This window comes from Planctomicrobium aquicomposti (genome assembly GCF_051466325.1).
Classification (GTDB): domain Bacteria; phylum Planctomycetota; class Planctomycetia; order Planctomycetales; family Planctomycetaceae; genus Planctomicrobium.
Genome location: NZ_CP195792.1, coordinates 481,705 through 507,244, shown reverse-complemented (window position 1 = coordinate 507,244; position 25,540 = coordinate 481,705). Strand labels below are relative to the sequence as shown.

Below are 25,540 nucleotides of genomic sequence, written 5' to 3'. Positions count from 1 at the left end.
ACAACTCCGCCGGCAGCCCCGTGACGAAAGAAGTCGCTGGGCTGCCCGTGCCGATCGAATTTTCACGAGGTTCACTCATGAATCAAAATACAAAAACAATGCTCTTTCTCGTGGCGGCCATGGCGTCCGTCGGGATCGCAGCCGGAATGCACTTTTCAAATCAGCCCGCCAGTCTGGATGACTTTTCCGATGTCGGCGAGCAGTTCTATCCGAAGTTCACCGATCCGAATGAAGCCACCTCGCTCCGGGTCGCCGCCTACAACAAAGAGACCGGCAAGACCGATCTCTTCAACGTCGAGTTCAAGAACGGGCTCTGGCGGATTCCGTCGCATCACGGCTATCCGGCAGATGGACAGGATCGCCTCTCCAAAGTGGCGGCATCGATGATCGGTGTCAATCGGCAAGCACTCGTTGAACGGTCCGCTACCGCACACAAGCGGTACAACCTCATCGATCCGCTGGATCAGAAGGCATCCGGCGTGGAGGGCCGCGGCGACCGCATCACCCTGACGAAAGGGGATGAGCCGCTCGTCGATTTCATCGTCGGCAAAAAAGTCGAAGGGAAAGAGCACGAATACTACGTTCGTCGTGCGGATGAAGACCGCTTCTACACCGCCGATCTGGGGAACTTTCAGGTCTCTACCAAGTTCGGAGACTGGATCAAGAAAGACGTCCTCGACGTCAGCCGCAGTTCCATCATCGAAATCGATATCAACCACAGCTATGTAGATGAAGCCAAGGGTCGAGTGGTGGCTGGCGAAACGATTCGCCTGACCCGCGCCTCGGCCAACGCCGACTGGGAGATGGAAGGGCTGAATCTCGCAGAAGACAAGGTCAAAACAACCGAAGTGAACAACCTGCTGGGGGGACTCGACGACCTGCAGATCGTCGGCGTCCGACCAAAGCCACCCGCGTTTATCAACGTCCTGAAAGGTGAAGGGGCTCAGGCCATCGACGTCTTCACAGAGCGGGAGCTGCAGGAAAAGGGCTTCTTCATCGGACCGCGTGGCGAGCTGATTTCGAACGAAGGGGAAGTGAGCGTCGGCACCAAAGAAGGGGTCTTCTACTCATTGCGATTCGGTGAAGAGTTTTCCGGATCGGAAATGGATATCGAAGTCGGCGCCGCAAAACCCGCGGAGGAATCCAAAGGAGAAAAGCCGACCGACAAAGACCCGGCCGATCAAACAAAGTCAACGGACTCCCCGAAAGATGCTGACAAGCCCGAGGAAGAAAACGCTGACAAGAAGACGAACAGCCGTTATCTGATGGTCACCGTTCACTTCGAACAGGAACTGCTGGGACCGACCCCCGTCGCCCCGACGAAACCCGAACCGCCCGCCGCCACGGAAGCTCCAAAGACGGAACCGGTCTCCGACGACAACGCGAAGACCGAACAGAAAGCCGACGGAGAGACTCAGCCTGCCGATTCATCGGAGTCGAAAGAGACCAAGCCGGCAGAGGCCGCCAAGCCCGATCCCAAAGCCGAATACGAAGCCGCCCTGAAGAACTATCAGGAAGAGCAGGAAGTCTATGAGCTGAAGAAGAAGGATTACGACGAGAAGGTCAAAGCGGGCCAGGAACGTGTCGCCGAGCTGAATCGACGTTTCGCGGACTGGTACTACGTCATCTCGGAAGACGCATTTGATCGCCTGAAGTTGAAGCGGAGCGAACTGATCGAGAAGGCTGCTCCCGCCAAAACCATCGATCCCAATGCCGCCGGTGGCGATCCGTTTCAGGGTCTGATGCTCCCCGGACAGACTGCTCCTGCAGCGGAACCGGCAGCAGCGACTCCGGTCGAGCCGATGAAGGAGGCTCCCGCTGCGGACACAGCTCCCGCTGCCCCGGCTGCTGCTGCGACGGAGAAAGAGGAGATCGCCCCCGCCAAACCGGCCGAAGGCCCCGCAACCGATGACAAGAAGGGGACTCCTGCCGCGGATGGAGATAAGACTAAGCCAGAAGAAAAGCCGGCAACTCCAGCGACTGAGGGGAAACCTGCCGGCGACGCACCGCCTGCGGAGGGACAGGCAGCTCCTGCTGCTCCGGCCGCCGGGGAGCAAAAGTCCTCCTCCTGAAGTCAGCTGGACAATCACCATGCGGGAACGTAACTCGTTTCCCTTCCGTGACTTTCCTGCCGCTTACCGCATGAGACGCTCTGGCCCGCCGGGGACCGGGGCGTCTCTTTTTTCGGATCGGCCGGTAGATCTTCCGGTTTTCTTCCGTTTTGTGCACCAGGTCCCATCCAACTGCGAGCGAACGAGTTCCGCCGGCCGATACTGTTCGTGCGCGCATGGCACGGCTCCCCGCACAACATCAGGCGTGAAGAGGCTGATGGTTCCCCCCCGCTCGTCAGAAGGGAGAGTGATCCAGAACAAATCTGCCCGACTCCGGGATGCGCGATTGTCGTTCTGCTCCTGACTGGAGATAATGACGGCTGGGGATGCCTCGACTTCAATCGGGGATCACATCATTCGATCCGACTGAACTTTGTTGAAGAACATCGCTGGGCTGCATGGCATCACCAGGTCCACCTGCTGTTCCTCGCCGTCGAACTGCCGTCGACGCCAGTCAGAGTGTCGGCAAACCTCAGCTCCCTCCCCGTCTCCCCTCGAAGGGAGCCGTGTTGTGGCAACGCCTCAAGCAACACCTCAGTAGCCCGGAAGGGATGTCGTGGGGGAGTTCGCTGCTCGTCCACCTCATTCTGCTGGGGGTGCTGGCGATTCCTGTCTACTCGACGCTGTCGAAGCGGGAGAGCGTTACTTCCATTCTGGGTGGAGATGAGTTTCGGGAAGTCCATTTTGACGGTCCTGTTTCAACCGATCTCATTGTCCCGCCGGCTGAGGTTCCGCAGGAAGATCGCCCCAACACAATGTTTGATGCACTCGTCAGTCAGTCTGTCCCGGAGCTGGACCTGTTTTCCAACAGCATCGTCGGGGGCACAGGCGGTGCGGGTGGTGAAGGAGAGGGCGACGGGGCGGGGAACGGCGATGGGGTCGGCGGCCTGGGAGTCGGCGGCATCCGCATCGCCGAACCGAAAAATGCCGTCCGGGCGGGTAACTTTTCCGTCTGGGCCTGGCCGATCATCAGCAAAGATCTGAAAGGCAAGATTATTCATGCCCAGCCGGGATCTGCTCCCCAGGTGCACCAGGACTATCACATCGTGATTCGCATTCGCGTCCCCCGCGAACGCCGATCGGTGAACCTTTCTGACTTCAGCGGCGATGTGACCGGCACCGACCGTTACTTCCAGAAGATTCCCGAAGACGCTTACTTCTTCAATACGCGCGGTGAACTCGTCGCAGCGCGAACCGGGCGTCCGATCCCGGTCATTGATGGAACTGCGGAGCTGTTGATCCGAGTCCCGGGGGCAGCGGTCCCCTCAGTCCGCGACACGATCAAAGTTCGATCGGAAATTCTCAAAGAAGAACAAAAAATCGAGCTGGTCTTCGCCTCGCGTGAATCCTGACATCAGGCTGCACGTTCCTGATGCACCACGTTGAGCAAGTGTTGCAGTTCAACGTCTCATACGTCGACAGTGAGTCGAATCACTCGCCTCACTGCATCAAGTTGAGCGTGCAAAAAAATGCTGACACATCAGAGTTGACGCAGAATGAAGATCTGTTTCAATATGGCAACATGTGTTGAGGTTTCCGGATGGTACAGCGCCACCAGAACACACACTGACATTCTCAACGATCTTTTTCTGTCGCATGCGCATTGCTCTTGCATTGCTGCAGGGGACCGGTATGCTGAACGTACCGCAATCGCCTAGCCCTCGATTGCGGCAGATCGCCGGTTGATGGTTTAGCCCGACCGTCCCGGCAGGTCGAAGAGCTGCCCGGCCGGTGATTGCCCTCCCGGCCGGGCTTTATTTTTTGACGGCCCTCTTTCAACAGCCACCCGCTTCCCACTCGTCTTGTTGAAGCGCCATGCCGCAGCGCTCGGCTTCCTCAAAGTAGCACCAATCCACTCGCCATAGTGTGTTGAGTGTGTTCTCAACCCCTCACAATGAATAAGCCCGTGATGTCGTTGAACACCACGGGCGAACTTGTCATTCAGACTGCTCGACAACTCAGCCAGCGATTACTGCTCGGCCTGCTGATGGGCTTCCACAAACCACAGCCACTTGTCGATGCCGCGCGACACTCCGGTGAAGAGATCCGACGTGTCCTTGTCCCCCAGCTCATCTGCCTGATCAATCGCTTTCCTTGCCACCTTCCCGAACGCCGCCAGCGCGGAGGACAACGCGTCGACATGCGCCATTCCATCCTTGGCTGCCGGGTACTCTTTCAATGTCGACTTCTTGGCGACCATCCGCGCTGTCCCTTCGGCCACTCCTCCCAGCTGGACGGCCCGTTCAGCAATCTCGTCGACGTATTCTTCAACGTCCTCGTTGATCTTGTCGAAGAGTTCATGCAAAGCGATGAAGCTCGGTCCTTTCACATTCCAGTGGGCCTGCTTGCACTGGGTCTGCAGATCAATGCAATCCGCCAGCCGGGCATTCAGCAACTCAATTGACTTCTGGCGCACAGCCTTGGACAAGTCGTTCTTCGTCGAATACATGCAACCTCTCCTGACGGGATGAGAAACGCGTTACCAGCTGCATTACGTCCGTCGACCGAATCCTTGTCAAGCGTCGCGGTTCAGCTGTCTGCAAGAAACGCCCGAGCCGTGTCCAACCTGCCGTTCGCAAGCCTGTCAGGCCGGTGATTCTGCTCGTCGATCGGCGAACAGCTCCGCTCAGCGTCTCGTGAATAAAAACAGCCCCGCTGCCGGGGGCAGACGGGGCCGTCATCAATTCAAAAGTGTCATAGTCATTCTGCGGGCGAAACAACCGGACGACTGTCGTCGCCACAGCCCGAAGATTTACTTCAGGAACTCGCCCGCTTCGTCCATGAACTCGGGATACAGGGTCCGCATGGTCCCGACCGCTTCTGCCAGCGGGACAGCCACAATGTGCAGTCCTCGCAGTGCGACCATCTTGCCGAAGTCCTTCTTGATTGCCAGGCGGCCGGCGTGAATCCCCAAGCGGGTTCCCAGCACGCGGTCATAGGCGCTCGGTGAGCCGCCGCGCTGCAGGTGCCCCAGCGTGACGTCACGGGTTTCAATTCCGGTCTGCTTCTCGATGATCTTGGCGACACGGGTTCCGATTCCGCCCAGCTTGATGTGGCCGAAGTCGTCGACTTCCGCATCCTTGGTGATGAAGTCCTGCCCCTTGAGCTTGGCCCCTTCGCTGACGAGCACCATGCCGTATTTCTTGCCGGCAGCGCGACGCTTCTTCAGCAACTCGCAAACGGCGTCCAGGTCGCATTCCTGCTCCGGAATCAGAATCGCGTCCGCCGAGCAGGCGATCCCCGAGAAACAGGTAATCCATCCGGCGTGGCGGCCCATCACTTCCACCACCATCACCCGGCGATGGGATTCGGCAGTCGTGCGGAGCTTGTCGACCGCATCCATCACGGTGTTCAGGCAGGTGTCGAAACCGAAGGTGAAGTCGGTGCTGCTGAGGTCGTTGTCGATGGTCTTCGGACAACCGATCGTCGGCAGCTTATAGTCGTTGTACAGCTTGCTGGCGACACCCAGGGTGTCATCACCACCGATAGCCACGAGGGCATCCAGCTTCAGATTGTGGAAGGTCTCCACGATCTGCTTGACCTGCGATTCATTTTTGTACGGGTTGGTCCGGGAAGAACCGAGAATCGTTCCCCCCTGCGGGAGGATCTCGTCGGTGGCCATCGGATCGAGCTTGATGTAGTTCCCCTGGATCGCTCCCCGCCAGCCTTCCAGCAGACCGAGAGTTTCACCGCCATGATTGGCGATGGTTCGCACCAGACCCCGGATCACAGCATTCAATCCAGGACAATCTCCACCGCCAGTCAGACAGGCGACACGCATGGTTGCACTCCAAATTCAAAAACAAGTTGGGATAAATTGAACGCGGAACGACATTGCCTCTGGCGAATTTCGCAGCGGCCCACCGCACTGCAAACCGGGCCTGCTGAACACTCCCTGCGACAGTCGGTCAGGCACTGTTGCGGGCAACCGCCCGGCGAAACCGCACCCGACCCGGACCCGGCAACAGGTCAGGCTGTGACCTGTCGGCTGCCGTCACGCATCTGCCAAATCCAAATGCACAGTTCCGTGGTTCCTTTAACAACACGAGATCCGGTCGCGGCGTACGAGGCGGAACGCCGCTATGGTAGATGGGGCTCGCTCCGCCCCGCAATCGCAGCCTGACGCTGCGGCTTCAGCGCGGATACCAAGTTCGTTCAACGAAGCTGGTGTCGCCGTCAGCATTGATGAAGGTTGTGTGGTCCAGGATCTTCCGGATCAGAGGAATCGTAGTCCGAATCCCGTCCCCTTCCACCACCATTTCATCCAGAGCCCGCCGCAGGCAGGCAATGGCCTCTTCCCGCGTCGGCTTGTGCACGATCAGTTTGCCGATCATCGAATCGTAATAGGGGCTGATGCGGTATCCCTCGTACACATGCGTGTCGAGACGAACACCATTCCCCCCCGGCAGACGCAGGCGGGAAATTGTCCCCGGGCTGCCGCGAAACCCGTTGTCCGGATCTTCGGCATTGATCCGGATTTCGATCGACGAGCCGTGACACGGGATGTTCCGCTGCTTGAAGCTCAGTGGCTCTCCGGCGGCGACACGGATCTGTTCCTTGATCAGATCGATGCCGGTCACCTGTTCCGTCACCGGGTGTTCCACCTGAATGCGGGCATTCACCTCGATGAAGTAGAACTGGTTGTTCTTGTCGACGAGAAACTCGCAGGTTCCCGCGTTGTAGTAACCGGCCGTCTTCACCAGGCGGACAGCGGCTTTGCAGATGTCTTCCCGGACCGACTGCGGCAGATTGCAGGCGGGGCTCTCTTCGATCAGCTTCTGGTGCTTCCGCTGCATGGTGCAATCCCGTTCCCACAGGTGGACGACATTGCCATGCTGGTCGGCGATGATCTGCACTTCGACATGCCGCGGCTTCTCGATGTACTTTTCGATGTACACGCCGCCATTTTTGAACGCCTTTTCGGCTTCGGCGGCGGCGGCTTTCAGCTCGGAGCGGAGGTTGATTTCGTTGAAGGCGGGACGAATCCCCTTTCCTCCTCCCCCGGCGGTCGCCTTGATCAGCACGGGATAGCCGATCTCCGCAGCCAGTTTGACCGCTTCCTCTTCGCTTTCGATCAATCCGGGGCTTCCGGGAACGACCGGTACTTTGGCTTCCAGGGCAATCTTGCGGGCTGCGACCTTGTCACCCAGTTTGGCCATCGCCTCGTGCGGGGGGCCGATAAACTCGATGCGGCAGTCGCGGCACTGTTCGGCGAAGTCGGCGTTCTCGGACAAAAATCCGTAGCCGGGATGAATCGCCTGCACATTGCCCAGTTCCGCAGCGGCAATGATGTGCTCGATCTTCAGATAACTTTCTGAAGCAGGAGCAGGACCAATGCAATACGCCTCATTTGCCAGGCTGAGGTAATGGGCTCCGCGATCGGCCTCGCTGAAAACAGCGACCGTCTCGATCCCCATCTCCTTGCAGGCGCGGATCACTCGCAGGGCGATCTCACCGCGGTTGGCAATCAAAATCCGTTGAAACATGGTGTCCGTCGGGGGCTGATCGGTCCTTGAAATGGAAAGTCCTGTCTTCCGCGAGCGAGCCCGGTCCGCTCACGAACCAGAGGGCGCCCGCGGCAGGATCAGTTGGGCTTCACCAACACGAGCGGCTGACCGAACTCCACCGTGTCGCCGTCGTTCAGCAGAATCCGGACAACCGTCCCGGACAATCCGGCGGGGATCTGGTTGAACATCTTCATCGCTTCGACAATGCAGACCACCGTATCCGGCTTGACCACGTCTCCCACTTTCACGAACGCAGGTTCGCCGGGAGCCGGAGCAGAGTAAAACGTTCCGACAGTCGGACTTTTGACCTTCAACAGATTGTCATCACTGGAAGGGGCCGCCGCCGGGGTGGCCGGGGCTGCTGCTGCCGGAGCCGCCGCCGATGCGGGAGTCGGGGCCGGCGCGGCGAACTGCGGCGCGGCATACTGCGCCGCCGAGGCCAGCACCTGCTGAGGTCCACGACGCAGGACATAGCTGGCTTCGTCCTGGCTCACCTTGAACTCACGAACGTCGTACTTCTCCATCAGTTCCAGCAACTGACGAAGGCCATCAATATCAAACGAACCGCTGTTCGTCTTGGTTTCTCGCGCCATCATTTCTTCCTGGGCTGATTCGCACGAAGTCGACTGACTACCGATCTGTGTCGGTCACGAAGCCATTGCCGCCATCATGATTTGCGGATTCTTGCACCGCCTGGTTTTCGCAACACGCATGGAATCGGGTGGAATAGTGTCGACACTTTCAACAATCGACATGGACCGAATTCCAGTCCTTCGGAAGCGTGGACAACACCTCGCAGCCCTGGCGCGTCACCAGGACATCGTCCTCGATCCGAACTCCCCCCCAGCCCGGAAGATAGATGCCGGGTTCCACCGTGACAACCATTCCCGGTCTCAACACGGTCGTACTCCCCCGCGAAAGGCGGGGAAACTCATGGACATCCAGCCCGATCCCATGTCCCAGACCGTGGTCGAAATATTTCCCGAATCCCGCCTCGCGAATGACTTTCCGAGCGACTTCATCCACCTCACGACACTCAATTCCGGGGCGAATCGCGGCAATCGCCTCCAGCTGAGCCTGCAACACCGTCCGATAGACCTTTTCAAACTTCCGGTCCCCTTTGCCGGTCAGTAGTGTTCGGGTGAGATCCGAGCGATATCCCCCCGGGCCCTTCGCCCCCCAGTCGACCAGCAAAATCGGCGAAGCGGAAATCAGATTCTTCCCCGCCCGGTAATGCGGGAGGGCCGCCCGGTCACCAACCGCGACAATCGCCGGGAAACTGAGGCCATCAGCCCCAAACTGACGCAACGCGAATTCCAGCTCGGCCGCCACCTGGGACTCGGTCTTCCCTTTGGTCAGCGTCGCCTTCAGAGACTCAAATCCCCGCTCCGCAAACCGGATCGCTGTTCGCAGCTCGGCAATTTCCTCGGAGTCTTTAACCGCTCGCAGGCTTTCCACCAGTCGACTGGCTGGAAACAGTTCACATTTCTGACAATTCGCCGCCAGCTGCTCGATCGACTCGACGGTCACCAGATGGCTTTCGAAGCCGACCCGCTCCAGCTTTCCGCGCTGGACCTGTTCTCCCCAGACGACCGCCAGCGACTGGGCAGAGGTCCGGATCACAGCCTCCACATCCGGACTTTCTTCCGCCAGTTGCGTGACAAACCGGAAATCACTGAGCAGCACCGCGTCATCCAACGTCAGCAGCAGCCATGTACTATCACCGGTGAAGCCGGTCAACCAGGTGACATTGGCCTCCCCGGTCACCAGCAGGGCGTCCAGCTGCTGGGATTTCAAGAGCTTGCGAAGCTGTCCACGGCGACGGGAGTATCGATCGGAGGATGGCATGGGAGTTCAGCGACTTTCCATTCACTGCAGGACCGGACGTTGGCTCTCAGAGCCAGCAGAATCAGCATCTGCCGACCGAAGCTGACAGCAGTAGACAGACTGCCGGGGAACGCGGGAAGTCTGCGATGCGGCCGGGGGAAACAAAATCCCGCCGGGCCGGTGGCGGACCTTCGAGAGCCCCCCGCAGAGGGAGCGTCGCAGTGGGACATCCGCAGAGAGCACCGCTGTCCCCCCAAAATCAACGTGTTCCCCTGTGACCCGGGCCTCTGGTCTTGATTGCCGCACTCCAACCCCCGACAATCTGAACACTCCCCGCAAGTGCAGTCATCGGGGGAGCTCCGGCCTTCCATCCGATTGACGCAACGTGCTTCCGCACTTTCTGGCCCAGATCAGCAGCGACGTCGTCTCCTCTTCGCGGGAGTGGGAATGGCCGTTCACCTGGTGGGACTGGATTCCGATTCTGCTGCTGCTCCTGGCGGGGGCCAGCACCCTCTGGTTTGCCCGGCGCGATGCGAGGCAAACCTCTCTGCGCTGGTCGCTGGGACTGGCGGCCCTCCGACTGGCGGTCATCGCCGTGGCACTGATCATCGCGCTGAACCCGCACGAGCGGACCCAGACCGATGCGTATCGCGACTCGCGCGTGATCCTGCTGGTTGACACCTCGCAGTCGATGCAGCAGCCACAGACCGATCCCCGGCAGACACCGGGAGGGATCGGCACCAGCCGGGCCGACGCGGTGCGTGAGGTGCTTGAAAAGTCTGACTTGCTGAATCGGCTCCGCGCCGATCATGTCGTGGATGTCTATACCTTCGACTCCAGCCTGAGCGAACTGGCCGTCCGCCTTCCGAGTACCTATTCCCCGCAAGACAGCGCCGCAGCGGAACCGGCCGTCACTGCCGCTGATGATCCGGCTACGACGATTGACTGGAAAAAGCTGCTCACTCCGTCGGGGGTCGTCACCCGGCTGGGCGATTCACTCGACAACCTGCTGGTCGAGACGAAATCCCCCACGCTGTCGGGGGTCGTGATCTTTTCGGATGGAGCCTCGAACGCCGGGCGCGATATCACCCATCCCCGTGAACGGGCCGGCGCCCAGGGGGTCAAGCTGGTGACGGTCGGCGTGGGGAGCACGGAACAACCGGTCAATCTGGAAGTGGTCCGTATTATTGCCCCCACCGATGTCCAGAAGGGGGATGAATTCGATCTCTCCGCGATCATCCGCGGTCAGAGCCTGATCGGCAAAACCTTCCGCGTCGACCTGCTGCAGCAGGGCCCCAACGACCCGGAACCGACGGTCGTCTACTCACAGGATGAAACACTGGGGGAAGACGGGGCTCCCCGGGAAATCACTTTCCATCTCAAGCCCTCCGATCCGGGCCAATACGAATACACCGTCCGCGCCCGACTCCCCGAGGGACTGGAAACGCGGGATGACGACAACCAGCTCAGTCGGGCAGTCAATCTGTTCGATCGCCCGCTCCGTGTGCTGGTCATGGCGGGAGGGCCGATGCGTGATTACCACTTCGCGCACACCTCGCTCTACCGACATCCTTCGATGCAGGTCGATGTCTGGCTGCAGTCCGGCAATGTCGGCATCAGTCAGGAAGCCAACAAGCTCCTCTTCCGCTTTCCGGAAAGCCCCGAAGAACTCTACGACTACGATGTGTTGCTCGCGTTTGACGCGGACTGGTCGCTCCTCACGCCCGAGCAGCTGGAGCTGATCGTCAACTGGGTGTCCAACGAAGGGGGAGGACTGCTGACGATCGCGGGAGACGTCTTCACCCCGACACTGGTCTCCAAGCCGGAACTGGAGCCGATCCGCAAACTGTATCCGGTTCGGCTGGAAGCGGTCGGACTGGGACTGGCAGCACAGGAAGCGTCGCAGACCCCCTTCCCGTTGATCTTCACGCAGGAGGGGGATTCCGCCGAATTTCTGAAGCTCGAAGAGACCGGGGACCAGACCGCCTGGGAACAGTTCGCCGGTATCTTCCGCACCTATCCGACGATGGGTGCCAAAGCGGGCACCACCATTTACGCCGAGTTCTCCGATCCACTCTCACGCGGAGCAGGAGGGCAGCCGATCGTCCTCGCCGGTCAACGTTACGGACAGGGACAGGTCCTCTATCTGGGCAGCCCGGAAATGTGGCGGCTGCGGGCGATCAACCAAAGCTACCTCGATCGCTTCTGGATCAAGATGGTTCGCAAAGCCGCGGAAGGGCGCTCCAAACGGGGCCAGCAGCGGAGCATGTTCATCCTCGATGGCCGCGAGTTCATGCTCGGACAATCGATTGCGTTGCGGCTGCGGGCGCTGACTCCGCAGTTTCAGCCACTCGTCACCGATACGGTCCGCATCGACGTTTACGGTCCCGGCGGCGTTCCGATGGTCCCCGGACCCCAGTTGCTGCGTGATCCGATTCGTCCCGCCGAATTTGTGGGTGAGTTTCGACCGCTCGTTCCGGGTCGATATCGACTCGAATTCCCGGTTCCCGAATCGGCGGAACGGGTCGTCAATGAAATCGATGTCCAGCTTCCCCGGCAGGAGGCCGCTTCGCTGGTGCAGGATGCCGCGCTGCTCGAACGTCTCACCACCGGGACCGGAGGCGCCTACGTGCCAATCGCCCAGGCCGCCTCGGTCATTCCGCAGCTCCTCCCCAACCGGGGAGAACGTGTGATGATCGACCAGCAGATCCGCGAATTGTGGGACCGTCGCTGGCTGATGTATCTGCTGGGAGCCCTGCTCTCGGTGGAATGGCTGATTCGCAAACTCTTGAAACTTGCCTGACGGAAGAAACAGGACTGTTCCCGCAGAGAAAGCGACGCACGTGACCGCCCCCCGCCCCGAGATTCGACGTGTTCTCAGCCAGCTGCGCTGGTGGATCCGGCGGTACATCCTCATCGAAGGGACCGCCGCCACGCTGGCGCTCGCATGTCTGCTGTTCTGGCTCTCCTACGGTGTCGACCTCGTGTACTTCGAGTTCAGCCAGTTGGAGCTCCCCCGCTGGTTTCGCTTGCTGACCGTAATCGGGATGACCCTGCTGCTGGTCGGCGGATGTCTCACCTGGCTTGTGTTCCGTCTGTTTCGGCGGATGCGCCCCACCGACCTGGCACTGGCTCTGGAACGACGATTCCCCGAGTTGAACGATCGACTCATCACCGCAGTCGAATTGTCGCGACCGTCCGGCTCCGACATTCAGGCTTCCATGCTGCGACGGACGACCGATGAGGCGGTTTCGCAACTCGGCTCGCTGCCGCTGCGTCAGACATTTAACCCGGCGCCGCTGCAGCGGACCCTGATCTTTGCCGGCCTGCTGCTCGCCTCTGTTCTCGCGCTGGGGCTGACGCACGTTCAGGGAATGGAACGCTGGTACAACGCCTATGTGCTGCGACAGGACAATTACTGGGAGCCGTTCCGCCGCAATGCGCTCGAACTGAAAGTCGTTGCCCAGCCGGGCGAGCGGATTCGCAGTTTCAACGATGCCGGAGTTTATCGGCATCCACGGGGAAGTGATCTGCAGCTGCAGGTCAGTTCCGCCCCTGACGCTGTCGAGCCGGATCGCGTGTCGCTGCAGTTCATCAGTCATGCGGGACGGGGACATCAACGGGGACGGGTCACGATGTCCCGCACCAACAGCGGTCTCTTCCAGCACACCCTCAGCCGGGTCGTCGACGATCATGACCTCTGGATTCGCGGCGGCGACTACATCAATCGGATTCCGTTTCGCGTCGAGGTGGTTGATCCTCCCCGGATCGATCGCATCGAACTCGCCTGCGACTACCCCAGCTATACCGGCCTGGATGGACTGGAAGATCGTCTTCTGCCGGTGGTCGGCACACAGGTTTCTCTGCCGCTCGAGACGAATTTCTCGCTGCTGGCCAAGGCCAACAAGCCGCTGCGACGGGTGCATCTCCGCTCCGAGCGGTTCGAGCTCTCCTTCGAGTTCCCCTCGACGACAACCGGCGGTGAACCGGCTCGCCCCCGCCTGACTCTCATCGACCCGCAGCAGCAGTCGTCGCATGTTCTCGAACTGACCGAGACGTCGGGCCGGCAACTGACCGAGGGTGGGCAGGGTATCCGTGTTCCGTTCCATCTCACGGCGAAAGCCGTGGAACAACTGGCCGCCGTGACGCCGGAAAATGCCCTGCCGATCCCGCTCCCCCCCGATACATCACTGCAGATCTTTCTGGAAGACAGCGACGAGATTTACAGCCCCGAACCGGCCGCACTGACTGTCAACGGAATTGTCGACCAGCCTCCCGTGGTCGATACCCGCCGCACCGGAATCGGCACCGCCATCACCCGGATGGCGAGCATTCCCATCGAAGGACAGCTGACCGACGACTACGGTGTCGTCGACGCGTGGTTCAATTACCGCATCGAGCAGGCAACAGAGGAAGAACGGCTGCCACTCACCAATCCCCCCGCGGGCCAGAAGCAGTTTGTTCTCCGACAGAATGCTGAAAGTCCGGTGGAACGCTTCAACCTGATCCCTCTGAAACTGGAAGATGGACAGACCCTCACGCTGTCCGTTTCCGCCCGGGATGGTGATCACCTCAACGGTCCGCACGAATCCCACGGAGAGCTGTTCACCTTCAAGATCATCCCGAAAGAAGAACTGCTCGGCCGGCTCAACGATCGCGAGGTGACACTCCGTCAGCGGTTTGAACAGATCCGCGAAGAGCTGGCCGATCTGAAGAAGCTGCTCAACACCACGCTCCCCCACATTCAGGCCTTCGACGCCGGACAACGATCGGGTGCTTCGAGTGCTCCGTTGATCGCGGCCTTCGGGGACCGGGGACTGCATCAGGTCCGAAAGAGCCATACCGAATCCCGTTCGATCGAAGTTTCATTCAAGGACCTGCGGGAGGAGATGGTCAATAACCGGGTGGAAACGGCAGAACTGCTGGAGCGGATCGATCGTCGGGTGATTGAGCCGCTCGCTCTGCTGAATTCCGGACCGTTCCTCGACGTCGACCGGCGCTTCGGCGCGTTTCGCCTGGCGGTGGACCGGGGGAGCGGAACCGCCCCTCTGGCCGAGGAGCTGAATCCGGCACTCGACGAACTCCTTGGGCGGATGGATGCCATTCTGAACGAAATGAAACAGCGTGGGTCCTACAATGAAGTGATTCAGAACCTGCAAAAGATGATCGAAGCCCAGAAAAAACTGCTCGAACAGACCGAAGAACAACGTATTGAAGAGAACTTTTTTACGCCTTTAAAGTGAGGTGCCAGCAACGGCAACTCGTGAGGGCAGCGGCGGAAAGAAAAATCATCATGACCTTGCGGACGAAAGAGACTATCCTGAAGGTCAGTGCAGGCGACTCGATTCCCTTCAGCCAGCTTCCGGACGGCACCACTCCGTCGGGAGGCCGATGCGAGGCCGCAACCATGTTTTTTCGCGGATCTCATTTCCGCTGTTCGGTTTGTGCACTGGCTCTCTGGGCTCTCGCTCTCGGGGTTGGACGGAGCGCCCCCGCTGTGGCCGCCGACCCGGTTGCTCTCCCTGCAAAGCCTGCCGAGGGAGAACTTTCCTCTCGCCAGCAACAGCTGATGCGGGATTACGAGCGGTTCGAAAAATCGCTGTTTGATGTGGCGGAACAGGCCCGACGCAAAGACCCGGAGCGGGCCGACCTCCTGTACCGGGCCCGCAGCCAGAGTCAGGAAGCAAATGTCCTCGCCGAAATGCAGGCGATTTCCGAACTCCTTCGTTCCGGCAATCCGGAGCAGGGGGGGAGACGCCCCCAATATGGTCCCGCCGTCGACCGGCAGCAGGAATTGCTCGCCCGGATGGAAGGACTGCTGAAGCTGCTCCAGAGTCTGGATGAACGGGACCGGATCGCCAGCGACATCGCCCGACTGCAGGAACTGCTCAAGGAAAATGGTCGGCTGATCAGCCGCCAGAAGGAAGTCCGGGCGGAAACCCAGCGAGGAAAACCGGCGGATCAGCTGAAGCAGGCCCAGCAGAAGCTCGCGGAAGATACGGGAAAACTGGGCGAGAAAATCGATAGGCAGGATGAGGAGCGCCGACAGGACCGTGCTCCGGAAAATGACCGCGAGTCGAAACAACCAGACGACAAATCCGACAAAACTCCCGAACCCAAAACAGGTTCCGACTCCAAACAAGGTGCAGACCAGCAGCCTTCTGACAAATCGGGAAAGCCGGAAGAGCAGAAGTCAGGCGAGAAACCGGCGAAAAACCAGTCCCCTTCCCCTTCAGACAGCCAGGGGCACCCCTCCCCCTCCTCCCCGATGCCGGGAGAACCCTCCGAGCCGCAGGGACAGGGCGAGAAGAAGTCCCCCCCACAGCAGCAGGGAAAGCCTCAACCGGGTGAGCAGCAGAAATCTCAGCCTCCCCAGGATTCCCAAAGAACCCCGGGCCGCGAAGAATTGGAGCAGGCCCGCCGGGAAATGCAGCAGGCGATCGACGAACTCGAAAAAGAGGACCGCCAGAAGGCCGCTGAGGAACAGGATGAAGCAGTCGCCAAGCTGGAACAGATGAAGGCTCGGCTGGAAGAAATTTTGCGACAACTGCGAGAAGATGAAAAAGAATCGTACCTGACGCTGCTGGAAGCCCGTTTTCAGAACATGTTGAAACGGCAGCTGCGAGTGAATTCCGAGACAGTTCGTCTCGATTCCATTCCGGCGGCGGATCGCCCTCAACAGAACTACGCATCGCAGACCGATAATATTCGCAAGGAACAGGACGACAACAGTTTAGAGGCAGAGAAAACCCTCAGCCTGCTCAAGGAAGAGGGGTCGTCGGTCGCCTTTCCAGAGGCGGTCGAACAAATGCACCGGAATATGAGGGTGGTCGGTTCCCGTTTACTGTCACAGGACACCGGCAAAACGACACAACTCGTGGAGCGGCTCATCGTTGAAACATTAGAGGAAATGATCACCGCCCTCAGGAAAGAGCTGGAAAAGAACGAACAGCAAAAGCAGAACGACAAATCGCAACAGCAACAGCAGGGCCAGCCCGATGACCCCTCACTGGTCGGACAACTGGCGGAACTCAAGCTGATTCGCTCGCTGCAGTCGCAGGTGAACCGACTCAGCGCCGAAATTGGCACAGAAATTGAAGGAAAGACAGCCACCGATCCTGCCCAGATTGAACTTCTTCAAGATCTGGTACGACGGCAGCGCAGATTGAAGGAAGCAACCTACGACCTTTCCGTCGGCAGGAACAAGTAAATGCTGAGTCGACTTCAACGATCAATTTTCAGGATCATCCTGGCTGCCCTCTTCGTCTGTCCGGTCTCCACCCGGGCAGCCAGCGTGGCCGATCAGGTGTTTGCTCCACCCGCTCCGCAGGAATTGCGGTCCGAGATTGATCGCTGGCTTGAGCAGCGGCGCCTCAATCATTCCCCCATTCCCGATGCCATCGCTCCGCTGTGGACGTTCGAGGAACCGCCCCGCGCCGATGAATTGTTCGACGCGTTGCTCCGCACTTATTACATCGCCGATGAGGATGTGCGGAATCTGGTGGAGGCCTGCCGCTCCTGGAGTTTCAGCCCGGATCTGCTGCATGTGCAACTGAACGATGCGGCCCGTGCGCATCATGAACCGCTGCTGATCAACAACGCCCGCTATTTCCTGGCCCGGCACCTCACCCTGCTGAACGCCTATTCCGAAGCGAACGAGATCTTTCAGGAGATCGAACTGCGCTACGTGGTCGATCCGGCCGGCTGTCTGTTTCATCGCGCTGTGTGCGAACACCACCTGCTGCTGAAGAAAGAGGGGCTCGGCTCGCTGACGTTGCTTCTCAATCAGACCGAGAAGGTTCCCCTGCGTTATCGGCAGCTGGGAGAGCTGATGCAGCGGGACCTGAACGAGTTGAAAGAAAAAACGCTGGGAGAAGTCGCGCGGCAGATGAAGGATGCCGAGAATCGCCTGAATCTCAATCAGGCGGACGAAGGGCTGCTGGATGTTGAAGCCCGCATCATCGCCACGCTCGATGAGCTGATCAAGAAGATGGAAGATCAGCAGCAGCAACAGAATTCCAGCGGCGGGGGAGCCGGCGCAGCCGGGGATGCCCCTTCAAATCCGGCCAACCAGTCCTACCTGGGGGGAGTGCGCGGCAAGGGGGAAACCGAGAAGAAAGAGCTGGGACACAAGGACCGCTGGGGGGACCTGCCTCCCAAGGAACGCGAAGCAGCCAAAAACATGCTCGATCAGCAGTTCCCGGCTCACTATCGTCAGGCCGTGGAAGAGTATTTAAAGAAGCTGGCGGAGCGTCCGGCCCCCTGACCGGACCTGTTTTGGTTCTGCTCAAGTTTCTGCGAGAACCCGCCGATCCTGCGCAAGAGTCCCCCCAGATCTGCAGTGACATCGACTGCGCGTGAACTCCCGAATTCAGTCCTCCGGGACAGATGAATTTGTGGAATTCACTGCACTTCACCAGTAAAATCAGCGGTTGTTCCTGGCGGTGGTTGTCGATGCACGCGTTCAAAATCTTTCCCCGGATCTGGCAACTGGGCCTGCTGGCTGTTGCGTTCGCGTTTCCCGGTCAAGCCCGCGGAGATGTCGCCCGCCTGAAGTCGGGGGGCGAAATCCGCGGTGAACTGGTCTCCACCGAGTCGCAAAGCGGACCGGTCTCCCTGAAGACCCGCTCCGGAGCCATTATCACCGTCGACCGCAGCACCGTGGAGTTCGTGAAGCGCCGGACTCCTGTGGTCGAGGATTACATCACCCGCTCACGACAGATCGAAAACACGATCGAAGCGCATCTCGAGCTCGCCGAGTGGTGCCGCACGCAGCATCTGACCGCCGAAAGAAAAGAACAGCTCGAAGCCGTTTTGGATCTCGACAGCGACCACGCGGAAGCCCGACGCAGTCTCGGTTACGAAAAACACTTCGGCCGCTGGCTGACCCGCGACGATCTGATGACGGAACGGGGCTACGTGAAGCACAAAGGGAAGTGGATCACACGGCAGGAATTCGACCACATCGAAAAAACCGATCAACAGCGGAGTGCCGAGCTGGTCTGGTATCCGAAAGTCCGGCTCTGGTTGGGTTGGGCTACCGGCAACCATCCGGGGAAACGTTCCGAAGGACTGAGCGAGCTGCAGCAGATTCGTGATCCCTCCGCGGTCGCGGCGATGACGTCGGCCATGGCAGATCACGCCGATCGGAATGTCCGGCTGCTTTACATTCGCACGCTGGGTGAAATCAGCGGACGAACACCGATTCCGCCGTTGGTCGACCGTTGCCTGTTTGATTCCGATGAATCGGTTCGACGGGCAGCGGCCGAGACGCTCACCCGCGAGGACTATCCGTTTGCGCTCCCGTTTCTGGTGAAGGCGCTGCGGCACGAATCGAATCCGGTCGTCTGCCGGGCAGCACTGGTGCTCAGTCAGATCGGTGACCGGCAGGCGGTCTCTCCGCTGATCGGCGCGCTGGTGACCGCGCACACCTTGCAGATGGAAGTGCCCGACTCGAACCCCATCTCCATCGGCACGGTGAATGGCCAGACTCGGATGATCAACCCGGGACTGGTCTCCGGCAGCATTCCCTATGATGTCGCAGCGCTGGCCCGCGCCGGCCAACTCCCCTACGGGTATACCGTCACCACGGACCCGCACATTCCTGTGCGCACCAAGCTGGTCTCCGTGCGGGTCGAAGTGCGAAACGAGCCGGTGCTCACCGCGCTGCAGACGCTGACCGGAAAAAATCTCGGCTATAACGAGCGTGACTGGCAGGTCTGGTGGGCTGTGCAGAAGGGCTAAAGCAGGTCCCGTTAGGGCATTTTTGTTTTTTGATCTACCCCTTCTTGCCACGCGGACCTGAGCATTTCATCACACGAAACGCCTGCTGGGGGGGCACTGGAAAGAGCAACCTGCTCTAGCGGGTCCCGTTAGAAAGTGGTCCAGTCGAGAATCACCTTTCCGGACTGACCCGAATTCATCACGGCAAACCCTTTCTCGAACTCGGCAGCCGGATAGCGGTGGGTAATCACCGACTTGATATCCAGCCCTCCCTGCAGCATCACGGTCATCTTGTACCAGGTTTCGTACATCTCCCGGCCGTAGATTCCCTTGATCGTCAACATATTGAAGATCACGGTGTTCCAGTCGATGGCAATCGCGCCGGGGGGAATCCCCAGCATCGAGATCTTCCCACCGTGTGCCATGTTGGCCAGCATCTCCTGAAAGGCAGTCGCGTTCCCGGACATTTCCAGCCCGACGTCGAACCCTTCCTTCATGCCCAGTTCACGCTGCACGTCAGCCAGCTTTTCGTGACGAACATCGACCACCCGCGTGGCCCCCATCTTTTTCGCCAGATCCAGTCGCCACGGGTTGACGTCCGTCACCACCACATAGCGCGCCCCGGCATACTGGCAGACAGCGGTCGCCATGCAGCCAATCGGCCCGGCACCGGTAATCAGCACGTCTTCCCCCAGCAGGTCGAACGACAGCGCCGTATGCACCGCATTGCCGAAGGGATCGAAGATCGAGGCGACCTCGCGATCGATTCCCGGTGCGTGGTGCCAGACGTTGGTCTGGGGGATTGAAATGTATTCTGCAAACGCTCCGGTGCGGTTGACTCCGATCCCTTCCGTCTTGGCACAAAGGTGCCGTCGGCCCGCCAGACAGTTCCGGCAATGGCCGCAGACCACGTGACCCTCTCCGCTGACAATTTCTCCGGGGTAGAAGTCGTGGACGTTCGAGCCGACCTCGATGATCTCACCGACGAATTCATGCCCCACCACCATCGGGACGGGAATCGTCTTCTGCGCCCAGGCATCCCAGTTATAGATGTGCAGGTCGGTCCCACAGATGCCGGTTTTTTCAACACGGATCAGCACATCATTGATGCCTACCGTCGGTTCCGGAACATCTTCCAGCCACAATCCCGGCTGGGACTGAGCTTTGACAAGCGCTTTCATCGCATTCCTTAAATGTCTGTCCTGCGTCGAGGACACAGCTCGAAAAATCAGGCAACACAGCCACGGCAAGGATAGAATTCCTCGTCGTTCGGGTCACCGGCAAGTTGCCAATTTCCGCAAAAATAATGCGGCGCAGCGCACAAAGAGCGATAACCTGCCGGATTTCAACCCGAATGGAGACAGGCCAATGGCGACAGTGATTAGCCGTGAATTATAGTGAGGGGAACTCCCCTGATGATCTCCCCAAAATTCTCGCTGGATCGACACGATGCGACTCATCCCCTGCCTGTCTCTGCTGGCCTGCCTGCTGACGGTCCCGATCGTCAGTCAGGGGGAAGACTGGATCTCGCTCTACGGTTCCGCACGCCAGCGGGCCAAAGCCATCTCCAGCAGCGCACTCGCCGTTCCTCTGTCACCGGAGGAGTGGACCGCCAGTGTCGAAACGCGACGGAAACAATGGCGCGAGATGCTGGGACTCTCTCCGCTTCCACCGCGGACTCCGTTGAACGTGCAGGTCACCGACATTCTGCAGCGTGACGGCTATGTCATCGAGAAGCTGGCCTTCGAATCTCTGCCGGGTGTGTACGTCTACGGAAACCTGTACCGGCCGACCGTTGTCGAAAAACCTCTGCCGGCAGTGCTCTATCTCTGCGGGCACGCGTACGGCAAGGCGAGTCCCATCTATCAAAAGCATCCCCGCTGGTTTGCCCAGCACGGTTATGTCTCGCTGATTCTGGATCCGATCCAGCTGGGTGAGTCGAAAGGGGAGCATCACGGGACCTATCGCCAAGGCCGCTGGGACTGGCACAGCCGAGGCTATACCCCCGCCGGTGCTGAAGTCTGGAACGCGATGCGGGCACTGGACTATCTGGAAACCCGGCCGGACGTGGACGCTACCCGCTTTGGTGTCACGGGCAACAGCGGCGGCGGAGTCATCTCATGGTGCCTGGGAGCAGCGGACGTCCGGGTGAAGGTCGTCGTCCCCGTCTGCCAGTCAGGAAGCATTGCGCAGGTCGTCGCGGATCGGAGCATCGACAACCACTGCGACTGCGCCTTCTGGAACAACTATTACCGCTGGTGTTGGCCCGACATCGGCTCGCTGATCGCTCCCCGTGCCCTGCTGATCGCTTCCGGATCAGATGACATTCTCTGGCGGCCGGCGGGCTACCGGGATGTCGCGCAGAGAATTCGCAGACAGTATGCCGCACTGGGAAAGCCGGAACAGTTCGATCTCGTCGAGGATGCGACGCCGCACGGATACACCCCCAAACTGCGGCAGGCGATCTTTACGTGGTTCAACACTCACCTGAAAGACGACCCCGCGCCGGTGACCGATGACGTCACCGAACTGGTGGAGCCGATCGCAGAGCTGCAAGTCTTCAAGGATTCCTCGCCTACCGGTCGGATCATCGAAGTCGACAAGCGACTGCTGGCGGAAGCTCCCCTGCCGACAATCACCACCGAGGCTGAGTGGATCCACTATCGGGACGAGACTCTCCAGCGGCTGAAGGAGACCACCTTTCGGGAAACGGTGAGCGACAGTCGGCCCCTCCTGGATGAGTCGCGGGACGATGGACGGGCACTCCCTGTCGACGTCCGCTACGGAACCCACTGGTTTCACGGGAGCGATGCTCTTCCGGTGGCAGTGAGAACCACCCGTTCTGCCGAGATCAGTTCCCAACCGCTCCCGGCGCTGGCCCTGGCTGCGCAGCCTGAAGACCGCTCCACCACCAGTGGAGGCAAAGCCTCCCGTCCGCAACTGGATGCAAAGGTCATCACCGGCGTGGTCGAGGTGCGCAACACCGGTGCCTCATCCGTCGGCCCCGGATTGTTCTGGACGATTCAGCGCACCTATCCGCTCTTCGGAGAAACCCTCGCCGAACGGCAGGTCTGCGACCTGCTCGGGGGAATTGAAATCCTGCGGAGGGAGCCCGGCGTCGGCTCCGTCGCGGTCTATGGAGATGGAGCGACTGCTCCGCTGGCCATCTACGCGGCGTTGCTCGATCAATCCATTGAGGAGATCGTGCTCGCGAATCCGCCGGTCACGCATACCAACCCCGAAGCGGCGCAGTTTCTGGGAGTATTGCGGACGGGGGACCTGCCGCACAATCTGGCGCTGGCGTATCCCCGGCCCATCACATTCATCGGCCAGATGCCGAAAGAATATGAATGGACCAAGCAGCTGTACGAGACACTCGGAGCCGGCCACCAGGTCCGGGTGGTCAAATCGATGCGAGTCTGGGAACCGGCTGCCGGGACAGCTCAACGGAGTGCAAAGTCCGCCCCATGACGACTGTCGTCCCCCCTGCTCTGGCTGAGGAGCCCCTGACGATCGGGAACCGGCGAATGCCCTCCCGCTACTTCCTGGCTCCACTGGCGGGATACACACAGCTGGCGTTTCGGCGCGCCATCCGGCAACTCGGCGGGCTAGGGCTGGCCACAACAGATCTCGTCCAGGCAACTCTGCTCCGCGCACAACGGCCCAAGTCGCTGGAGCTGATCGCTACGTCGCCGGACGACACCCCGCTGTCGATTCAGATTTTCTCAGGCATCAAGGCTGATCTGATTGCCGCTGCGCAGTGGCTGGAGGACCAGGGGTTCGCTGGAATCGATCTCAACATGGGCTGTCCGATGGCGAAGGTCAACGGCTCCGGTGGAGGAGCACGGTTGATGTGCGACACAGGCGGGGCCTGCAGCATCGTTGAAGATCTGGTGCGGGCTGTTTCGATCCCGGTGACGGTCAAAATGCGGCTCGGCTGGGACTCGCAGAACATCACCGCACCGGCCCTCGCACGGGAATTTGAACAGCTCGGTGTCGCTGCCATCACGATTCATGGACGGACCCGGCAGCAGGGGTTTCATGGCAGGGTGAGCCTCGACGGCATCGGACAGGTTGTCGCTGCGGTCTCGCAGATCCCCATTATCGGCAATGGTGATGTCCGCACGCCTGCAGATGCCCTGCACATGCGGCAGAGCACCGGCTGTCAGGCGGTCGCACTCGGGAGAGGAGCGTTACTCGATCCGTGGATCTTTGCCCGACTGCAGAGCCTGACACTCGGCCGTCCGGAGACAGCACCTGCATTCGCCGAGAAAGTTCAGTTTCTGGAAGATCACTTTCGGTTCATGTTCGAACAGCACGGTGAGTACAGCTGCTTCCTGTTTCGCAAGTTCGCGGCGTGGTACGGGCAGACGCTCGGAATTCCCGACGATCTGGAACACCGGCTGCGGACGTTTGCTTCGGCGACCGAGTTTGCGGAGATCACGAGCGAAATCCGCGCTCGACCGGGAGAGCGGATCGCCACGCAGGCGACGGCACTCATTCGCGTCCCCAATGGTCCGAACGAACTCTGGTAAGAACCATCACATGCCGGGCGGAAACAGACTGCGGATGCATTCCCTCACGAAGTGATGGTGACATGCTCCGCCAGAGTCGGGTCAGGCGCTGGATAGTCACTGCGGAAGTGAACCCCCCGACTTTCTCGACGGGCCCGGGCCGACTCGATCATCAGCCGGGCCACCAGCAGCATGTTCTGCAGCTCCCAACCGGCGACTGAATGAAACTCCCGTAATGAGACATAACGATCCCAGAAATCGACCTGTTGCTCCGCAGCCCGCAGCCCCTCTTCATCGCGACGAATCCCGACATTCCGCCACATGATGGCACTCAGTGAATTGTACAGGTCGGTGAGATTCAGCTCGTCGGCATCGGCCACTTCTCCGGCCCACTCCGACTCGATGGAGGGGACCTGAAACTGATCGGGAATCGACAGTGCCAGATTCGAGGCACCTTCCCCCGCTCGAATCCCGTAATACAGTCCTTCCAGCAGACTGTTGGAAGCGAGCCGATTAGCCCCATGCAGGCCGCTGGAGGTCACTTCACCAGCCGCCCACAACCCCGGGAGCGTGGTCTGTCCTGCCAGATCGATGGTCAGACCGCCCACCATGTAATGGGCGCCGGGGCGAACCGGAATGCGGTCACGCGCGAGGTCGAGGCCGAATTCACGGCAGGTCTGGCTGATGTGCGGAAAACGCTCGGCCACATGATTGGGGGGAACCGACGTCAGATCGAGATACACACAGGAATGCCTGGTCTTTTCCATTTGATCGGTAATCGCGCGGCTGACGATGTCGCGCGGAGCCAGCTCTCCTCGGGGGTCGTAATCCTGCATGAAGGCATAGCCATTCACATCAACCAGCTTCCCTCCTTCACCCCGCACCGCTTCCGAAACCAGATGCCGACTACTCCCGGCGATGTACAGCACCGTCGGATGAAACTGCATCATCTCCATGTCGCGCAGCTCGGCGCCCGCACGGTACGCGATGGCGTGACCATCGGCGGTGGCGATATCGGGATTTGTCGTCTCGCGATACACACGGCCTGCTCCACCGGTGCAGAGGATCGTCTGCTTGGCCCAGACAAATGTCCGTCCGTGGTGCGGATTCCAGACCAGTGCCCCTTTGCAGGTCCCCTGATCTGTCAGCAGGTCGATTGTGAAGGTCTTCTCCCAGAGATCAATCCAGTTCGCACCGCGGACGGTTTCAATCAGCGCCCGCATAATTTCTTTTCCGGTCGCATCGCCGAGCGCGTGAGCCACGCGGGCGTGACTGTGTCCCCCCTCAGTCGTCAGCGCGATGCGGCCATCTTTGCGATCGAACTTGGCGCCAAACGAGACCAGTTCGCGAATCAGCTGCGGCGCCGCCTGGACCACATTCCGCACCACCTGTTCATTACAGAGTCCCGCTCCGGCAATCAGTGTATCGTCAACATGATTCTGCACCGCATCGGTCGGATCGAGCGCTCCGGCGATCCCCCCCTGTGCCCAGGCGCTGTTGGAAAGATTGATCCCATCTTTGGTGACGATAATGGCCCGCAGACGGGGATCGACTTCCAGCGCGGCACGAACTCCGGCGATCCCCGCGCCGATCACCAGCACGTCGGTGAACACATGTGGAATCCGCTTGGGATGGAAGCGGGCCAGATAGCGGCGGCGGGGCTGGTAATGCAGTTTGGTCATGTTTCGAGCGGGTTCGTGATCAACAATCGGACAACGGGCCTGAAGTCGCGGCAGGAAATGTGTTGGCCGGATTTGCGTGCTGGACGGCCTGCCGTGGCAGCGCGCCTCACGAGGTGACTCCCCGTTCCTGCCAATCCGGAACAGGCATTTCGCCAGCGCCGCAATGGCATCGTAAA

16 protein-coding genes are annotated in these 25,540 nt (G+C 60.1%); 9 read left to right on the top strand and 7 right to left on the bottom strand.

The genetic code is table 11. From position 1 onward, the window contains the following. Positions 1-77: 77 nt before the first annotated feature. Complete coding sequence (locus SH664x_RS01900) at positions 78-2,072, top strand: DUF4340 domain-containing protein (RefSeq protein WP_437204549.1); 1,995 nt, start codon at positions 78-80, stop codon at positions 2,070-2,072. A 437-nt stretch (positions 2,073-2,509) separates the two neighbouring features. Next, positions 2,510-3,463: a hypothetical protein gene (locus SH664x_RS01895; protein ID WP_437204547.1), complete on the top strand. Its 954-nt coding sequence runs from the start codon at positions 2,510-2,512 to the stop codon at positions 3,461-3,463. Positions 3,464-4,080: 617 nt separating this feature from the next. Here SH664x_RS01895 and dps read toward each other — a convergent pair. The 5 genes from dps to SH664x_RS01870 form a co-directional block, all read right to left on the bottom strand. After that, entirely contained in the window at positions 4,081-4,560 is a 480-nt protein-coding gene (gene dps, locus SH664x_RS01890; protein ID WP_437204546.1) for a DNA starvation/stationary phase protection protein Dps, read from the bottom strand. A gap of 303 nt (positions 4,561-4,863) precedes the next feature. Beyond that, the gene (locus tag SH664x_RS01885) at positions 4,864-5,892 is read right to left on the bottom strand and encodes a 6-phosphofructokinase (RefSeq protein ID WP_437204544.1); all 1,029 of its coding nucleotides are present in this window, start codon (positions 5,890-5,892) and stop codon (positions 4,864-4,866) included. Positions 5,893-6,244: 352 nt separating this feature from the next. After that, positions 6,245-7,597 (bottom strand): acetyl-CoA carboxylase biotin carboxylase subunit, encoded by a 1,353-nt coding sequence (gene accC, locus SH664x_RS01880; RefSeq protein WP_437204542.1) that lies wholly within the window; start codon positions 7,595-7,597, stop codon positions 6,245-6,247. Positions 7,598-7,695: 98 nt separating this feature from the next. Further along, positions 7,696-8,214, bottom strand: a complete 519-nt coding sequence (accB, locus tag SH664x_RS01875; RefSeq protein ID WP_437204540.1) for an acetyl-CoA carboxylase biotin carboxyl carrier protein — start codon at positions 8,212-8,214, stop codon at positions 7,696-7,698. A 145-nt stretch (positions 8,215-8,359) separates the two neighbouring features. Continuing rightward, the gene (locus SH664x_RS01870) at positions 8,360-9,466 is read right to left on the bottom strand and encodes a M24 family metallopeptidase (protein ID WP_437204538.1); all 1,107 of its coding nucleotides are present in this window, start codon (positions 9,464-9,466) and stop codon (positions 8,360-8,362) included. 364 nt (positions 9,467-9,830) lie between these two features. Here SH664x_RS01870 and SH664x_RS01865 point away from each other — a divergent pair, with 364 nt between their 5' ends. The 5 genes from SH664x_RS01865 to SH664x_RS01845 all read left to right on the top strand — a co-directional run bounded on the left by SH664x_RS01865 (position 9,831) and on the right by SH664x_RS01845 (position 19,189). Continuing rightward, entirely contained in the window at positions 9,831-12,248 is a 2,418-nt protein-coding gene (locus tag SH664x_RS01865; protein ID WP_437204537.1) for a hypothetical protein, read from the top strand. A 40-nt stretch (positions 12,249-12,288) separates the two neighbouring features. Beyond that, the gene (locus SH664x_RS01860; RefSeq protein ID WP_437204535.1) at positions 12,289-14,688 is read left to right on the top strand and encodes a hypothetical protein; all 2,400 of its coding nucleotides are present in this window, start codon (positions 12,289-12,291) and stop codon (positions 14,686-14,688) included. Between the two features lie 50 nt (positions 14,689-14,738). Continuing rightward, the gene (locus SH664x_RS01855; protein ID WP_437204533.1) at positions 14,739-16,655 is read left to right on the top strand and encodes a hypothetical protein; all 1,917 of its coding nucleotides are present in this window, start codon (positions 14,739-14,741) and stop codon (positions 16,653-16,655) included. Next, complete coding sequence (locus SH664x_RS01850; protein ID WP_437204531.1) at positions 16,656-17,711, top strand: hypothetical protein; 1,056 nt, start codon at positions 16,656-16,658, stop codon at positions 17,709-17,711. A 188-nt stretch (positions 17,712-17,899) separates the two neighbouring features. Continuing rightward, on the top strand, positions 17,900-19,189 hold the full coding sequence (locus SH664x_RS01845; protein ID WP_437204529.1) for a HEAT repeat domain-containing protein: 1,290 nt from the start codon (positions 17,900-17,902) through the stop codon (positions 19,187-19,189). Positions 19,190-19,317: 128 nt separating this feature from the next. Here SH664x_RS01845 and tdh read toward each other — a convergent pair whose 3' ends face one another. Next, positions 19,318-20,349, bottom strand: coding sequence for an L-threonine 3-dehydrogenase (tdh, locus tag SH664x_RS01840; protein WP_437204527.1), 1,032 nt, complete (start codon positions 20,347-20,349; stop codon positions 19,318-19,320). Between the two features lie 268 nt (positions 20,350-20,617). Here tdh and SH664x_RS01835 point away from each other — a divergent pair, with 268 nt between their 5' ends. Together SH664x_RS01835 and SH664x_RS01830 are read left to right on the top strand one after the other, a co-directional pair. Beyond that, on the top strand, positions 20,618-22,639 hold the full coding sequence (locus tag SH664x_RS01835) for an alpha/beta hydrolase family protein (RefSeq protein WP_437204525.1): 2,022 nt from the start codon (positions 20,618-20,620) through the stop codon (positions 22,637-22,639). Then, entirely contained in the window at positions 22,636-23,703 is a 1,068-nt protein-coding gene (locus SH664x_RS01830; RefSeq protein ID WP_437204523.1) for a tRNA dihydrouridine synthase, read from the top strand. The genes SH664x_RS01835 and SH664x_RS01830 overlap by 4 nt, the downstream gene beginning before the upstream one ends. Before the next feature lie 44 nt (positions 23,704-23,747). On the opposite strand, the gene nadB is transcribed toward SH664x_RS01830, so the two are convergent. Next, on the bottom strand, positions 23,748-25,364 hold the full coding sequence (nadB, locus tag SH664x_RS01825; RefSeq protein WP_437204522.1) for an L-aspartate oxidase: 1,617 nt from the start codon (positions 25,362-25,364) through the stop codon (positions 23,748-23,750). Between the last annotated feature and the right edge of the window lie 176 nt (positions 25,365-25,540).

Bases quoted from the DNA above. Each gene is read 5' to 3' on its own strand.
- accB (WP_437204540.1), bottom strand. From the start codon at position 8,214: ATGATGGCGCGAGAAACCAAGACGAACAGCGGTTCGTTTGATATTGAT.
- nadB (WP_437204522.1), bottom strand. From the start codon at position 25,364: ATGACCAAACTGCATTACCAGCCCCGCCGCCGCTATCTGGCCCGCTTC.
- accC (WP_437204542.1), bottom strand. From the start codon at position 7,597: ATGTTTCAACGGATTTTGATTGCCAACCGCGGTGAGATCGCCCTGCGA.
- SH664x_RS01830 (WP_437204523.1), top strand. From the start codon at position 22,636: ATGACGACTGTCGTCCCCCCTGCTCTGGCTGAGGAGCCCCTGACGATC.
- tdh (WP_437204527.1), bottom strand. From the start codon at position 20,349: ATGAAAGCGCTTGTCAAAGCTCAGTCCCAGCCGGGATTGTGGCTGGAA.
- SH664x_RS01900 (WP_437204549.1), top strand. From the start codon at position 78: ATGAATCAAAATACAAAAACAATGCTCTTTCTCGTGGCGGCCATGGCG.
- SH664x_RS01855 (WP_437204533.1), top strand. From the start codon at position 14,739: ATGACCTTGCGGACGAAAGAGACTATCCTGAAGGTCAGTGCAGGCGAC.
- SH664x_RS01895 (WP_437204547.1), top strand. From the start codon at position 2,510: ATGGCATCACCAGGTCCACCTGCTGTTCCTCGCCGTCGAACTGCCGTC.
- SH664x_RS01870 (WP_437204538.1), bottom strand. From the start codon at position 9,466: ATGCCATCCTCCGATCGATACTCCCGTCGCCGTGGACAGCTTCGCAAG.
- SH664x_RS01885 (WP_437204544.1), bottom strand. From the start codon at position 5,892: ATGCGTGTCGCCTGTCTGACTGGCGGTGGAGATTGTCCTGGATTGAAT.
- SH664x_RS01845 (WP_437204529.1), top strand. From the start codon at position 17,900: ATGCACGCGTTCAAAATCTTTCCCCGGATCTGGCAACTGGGCCTGCTG.
- SH664x_RS01835 (WP_437204525.1), top strand. From the start codon at position 20,618: ATGCGACTCATCCCCTGCCTGTCTCTGCTGGCCTGCCTGCTGACGGTC.
- SH664x_RS01850 (WP_437204531.1), top strand. From the start codon at position 16,656: ATGCTGAGTCGACTTCAACGATCAATTTTCAGGATCATCCTGGCTGCC.
- dps (WP_437204546.1), bottom strand. From the start codon at position 4,560: ATGTATTCGACGAAGAACGACTTGTCCAAGGCTGTGCGCCAGAAGTCA.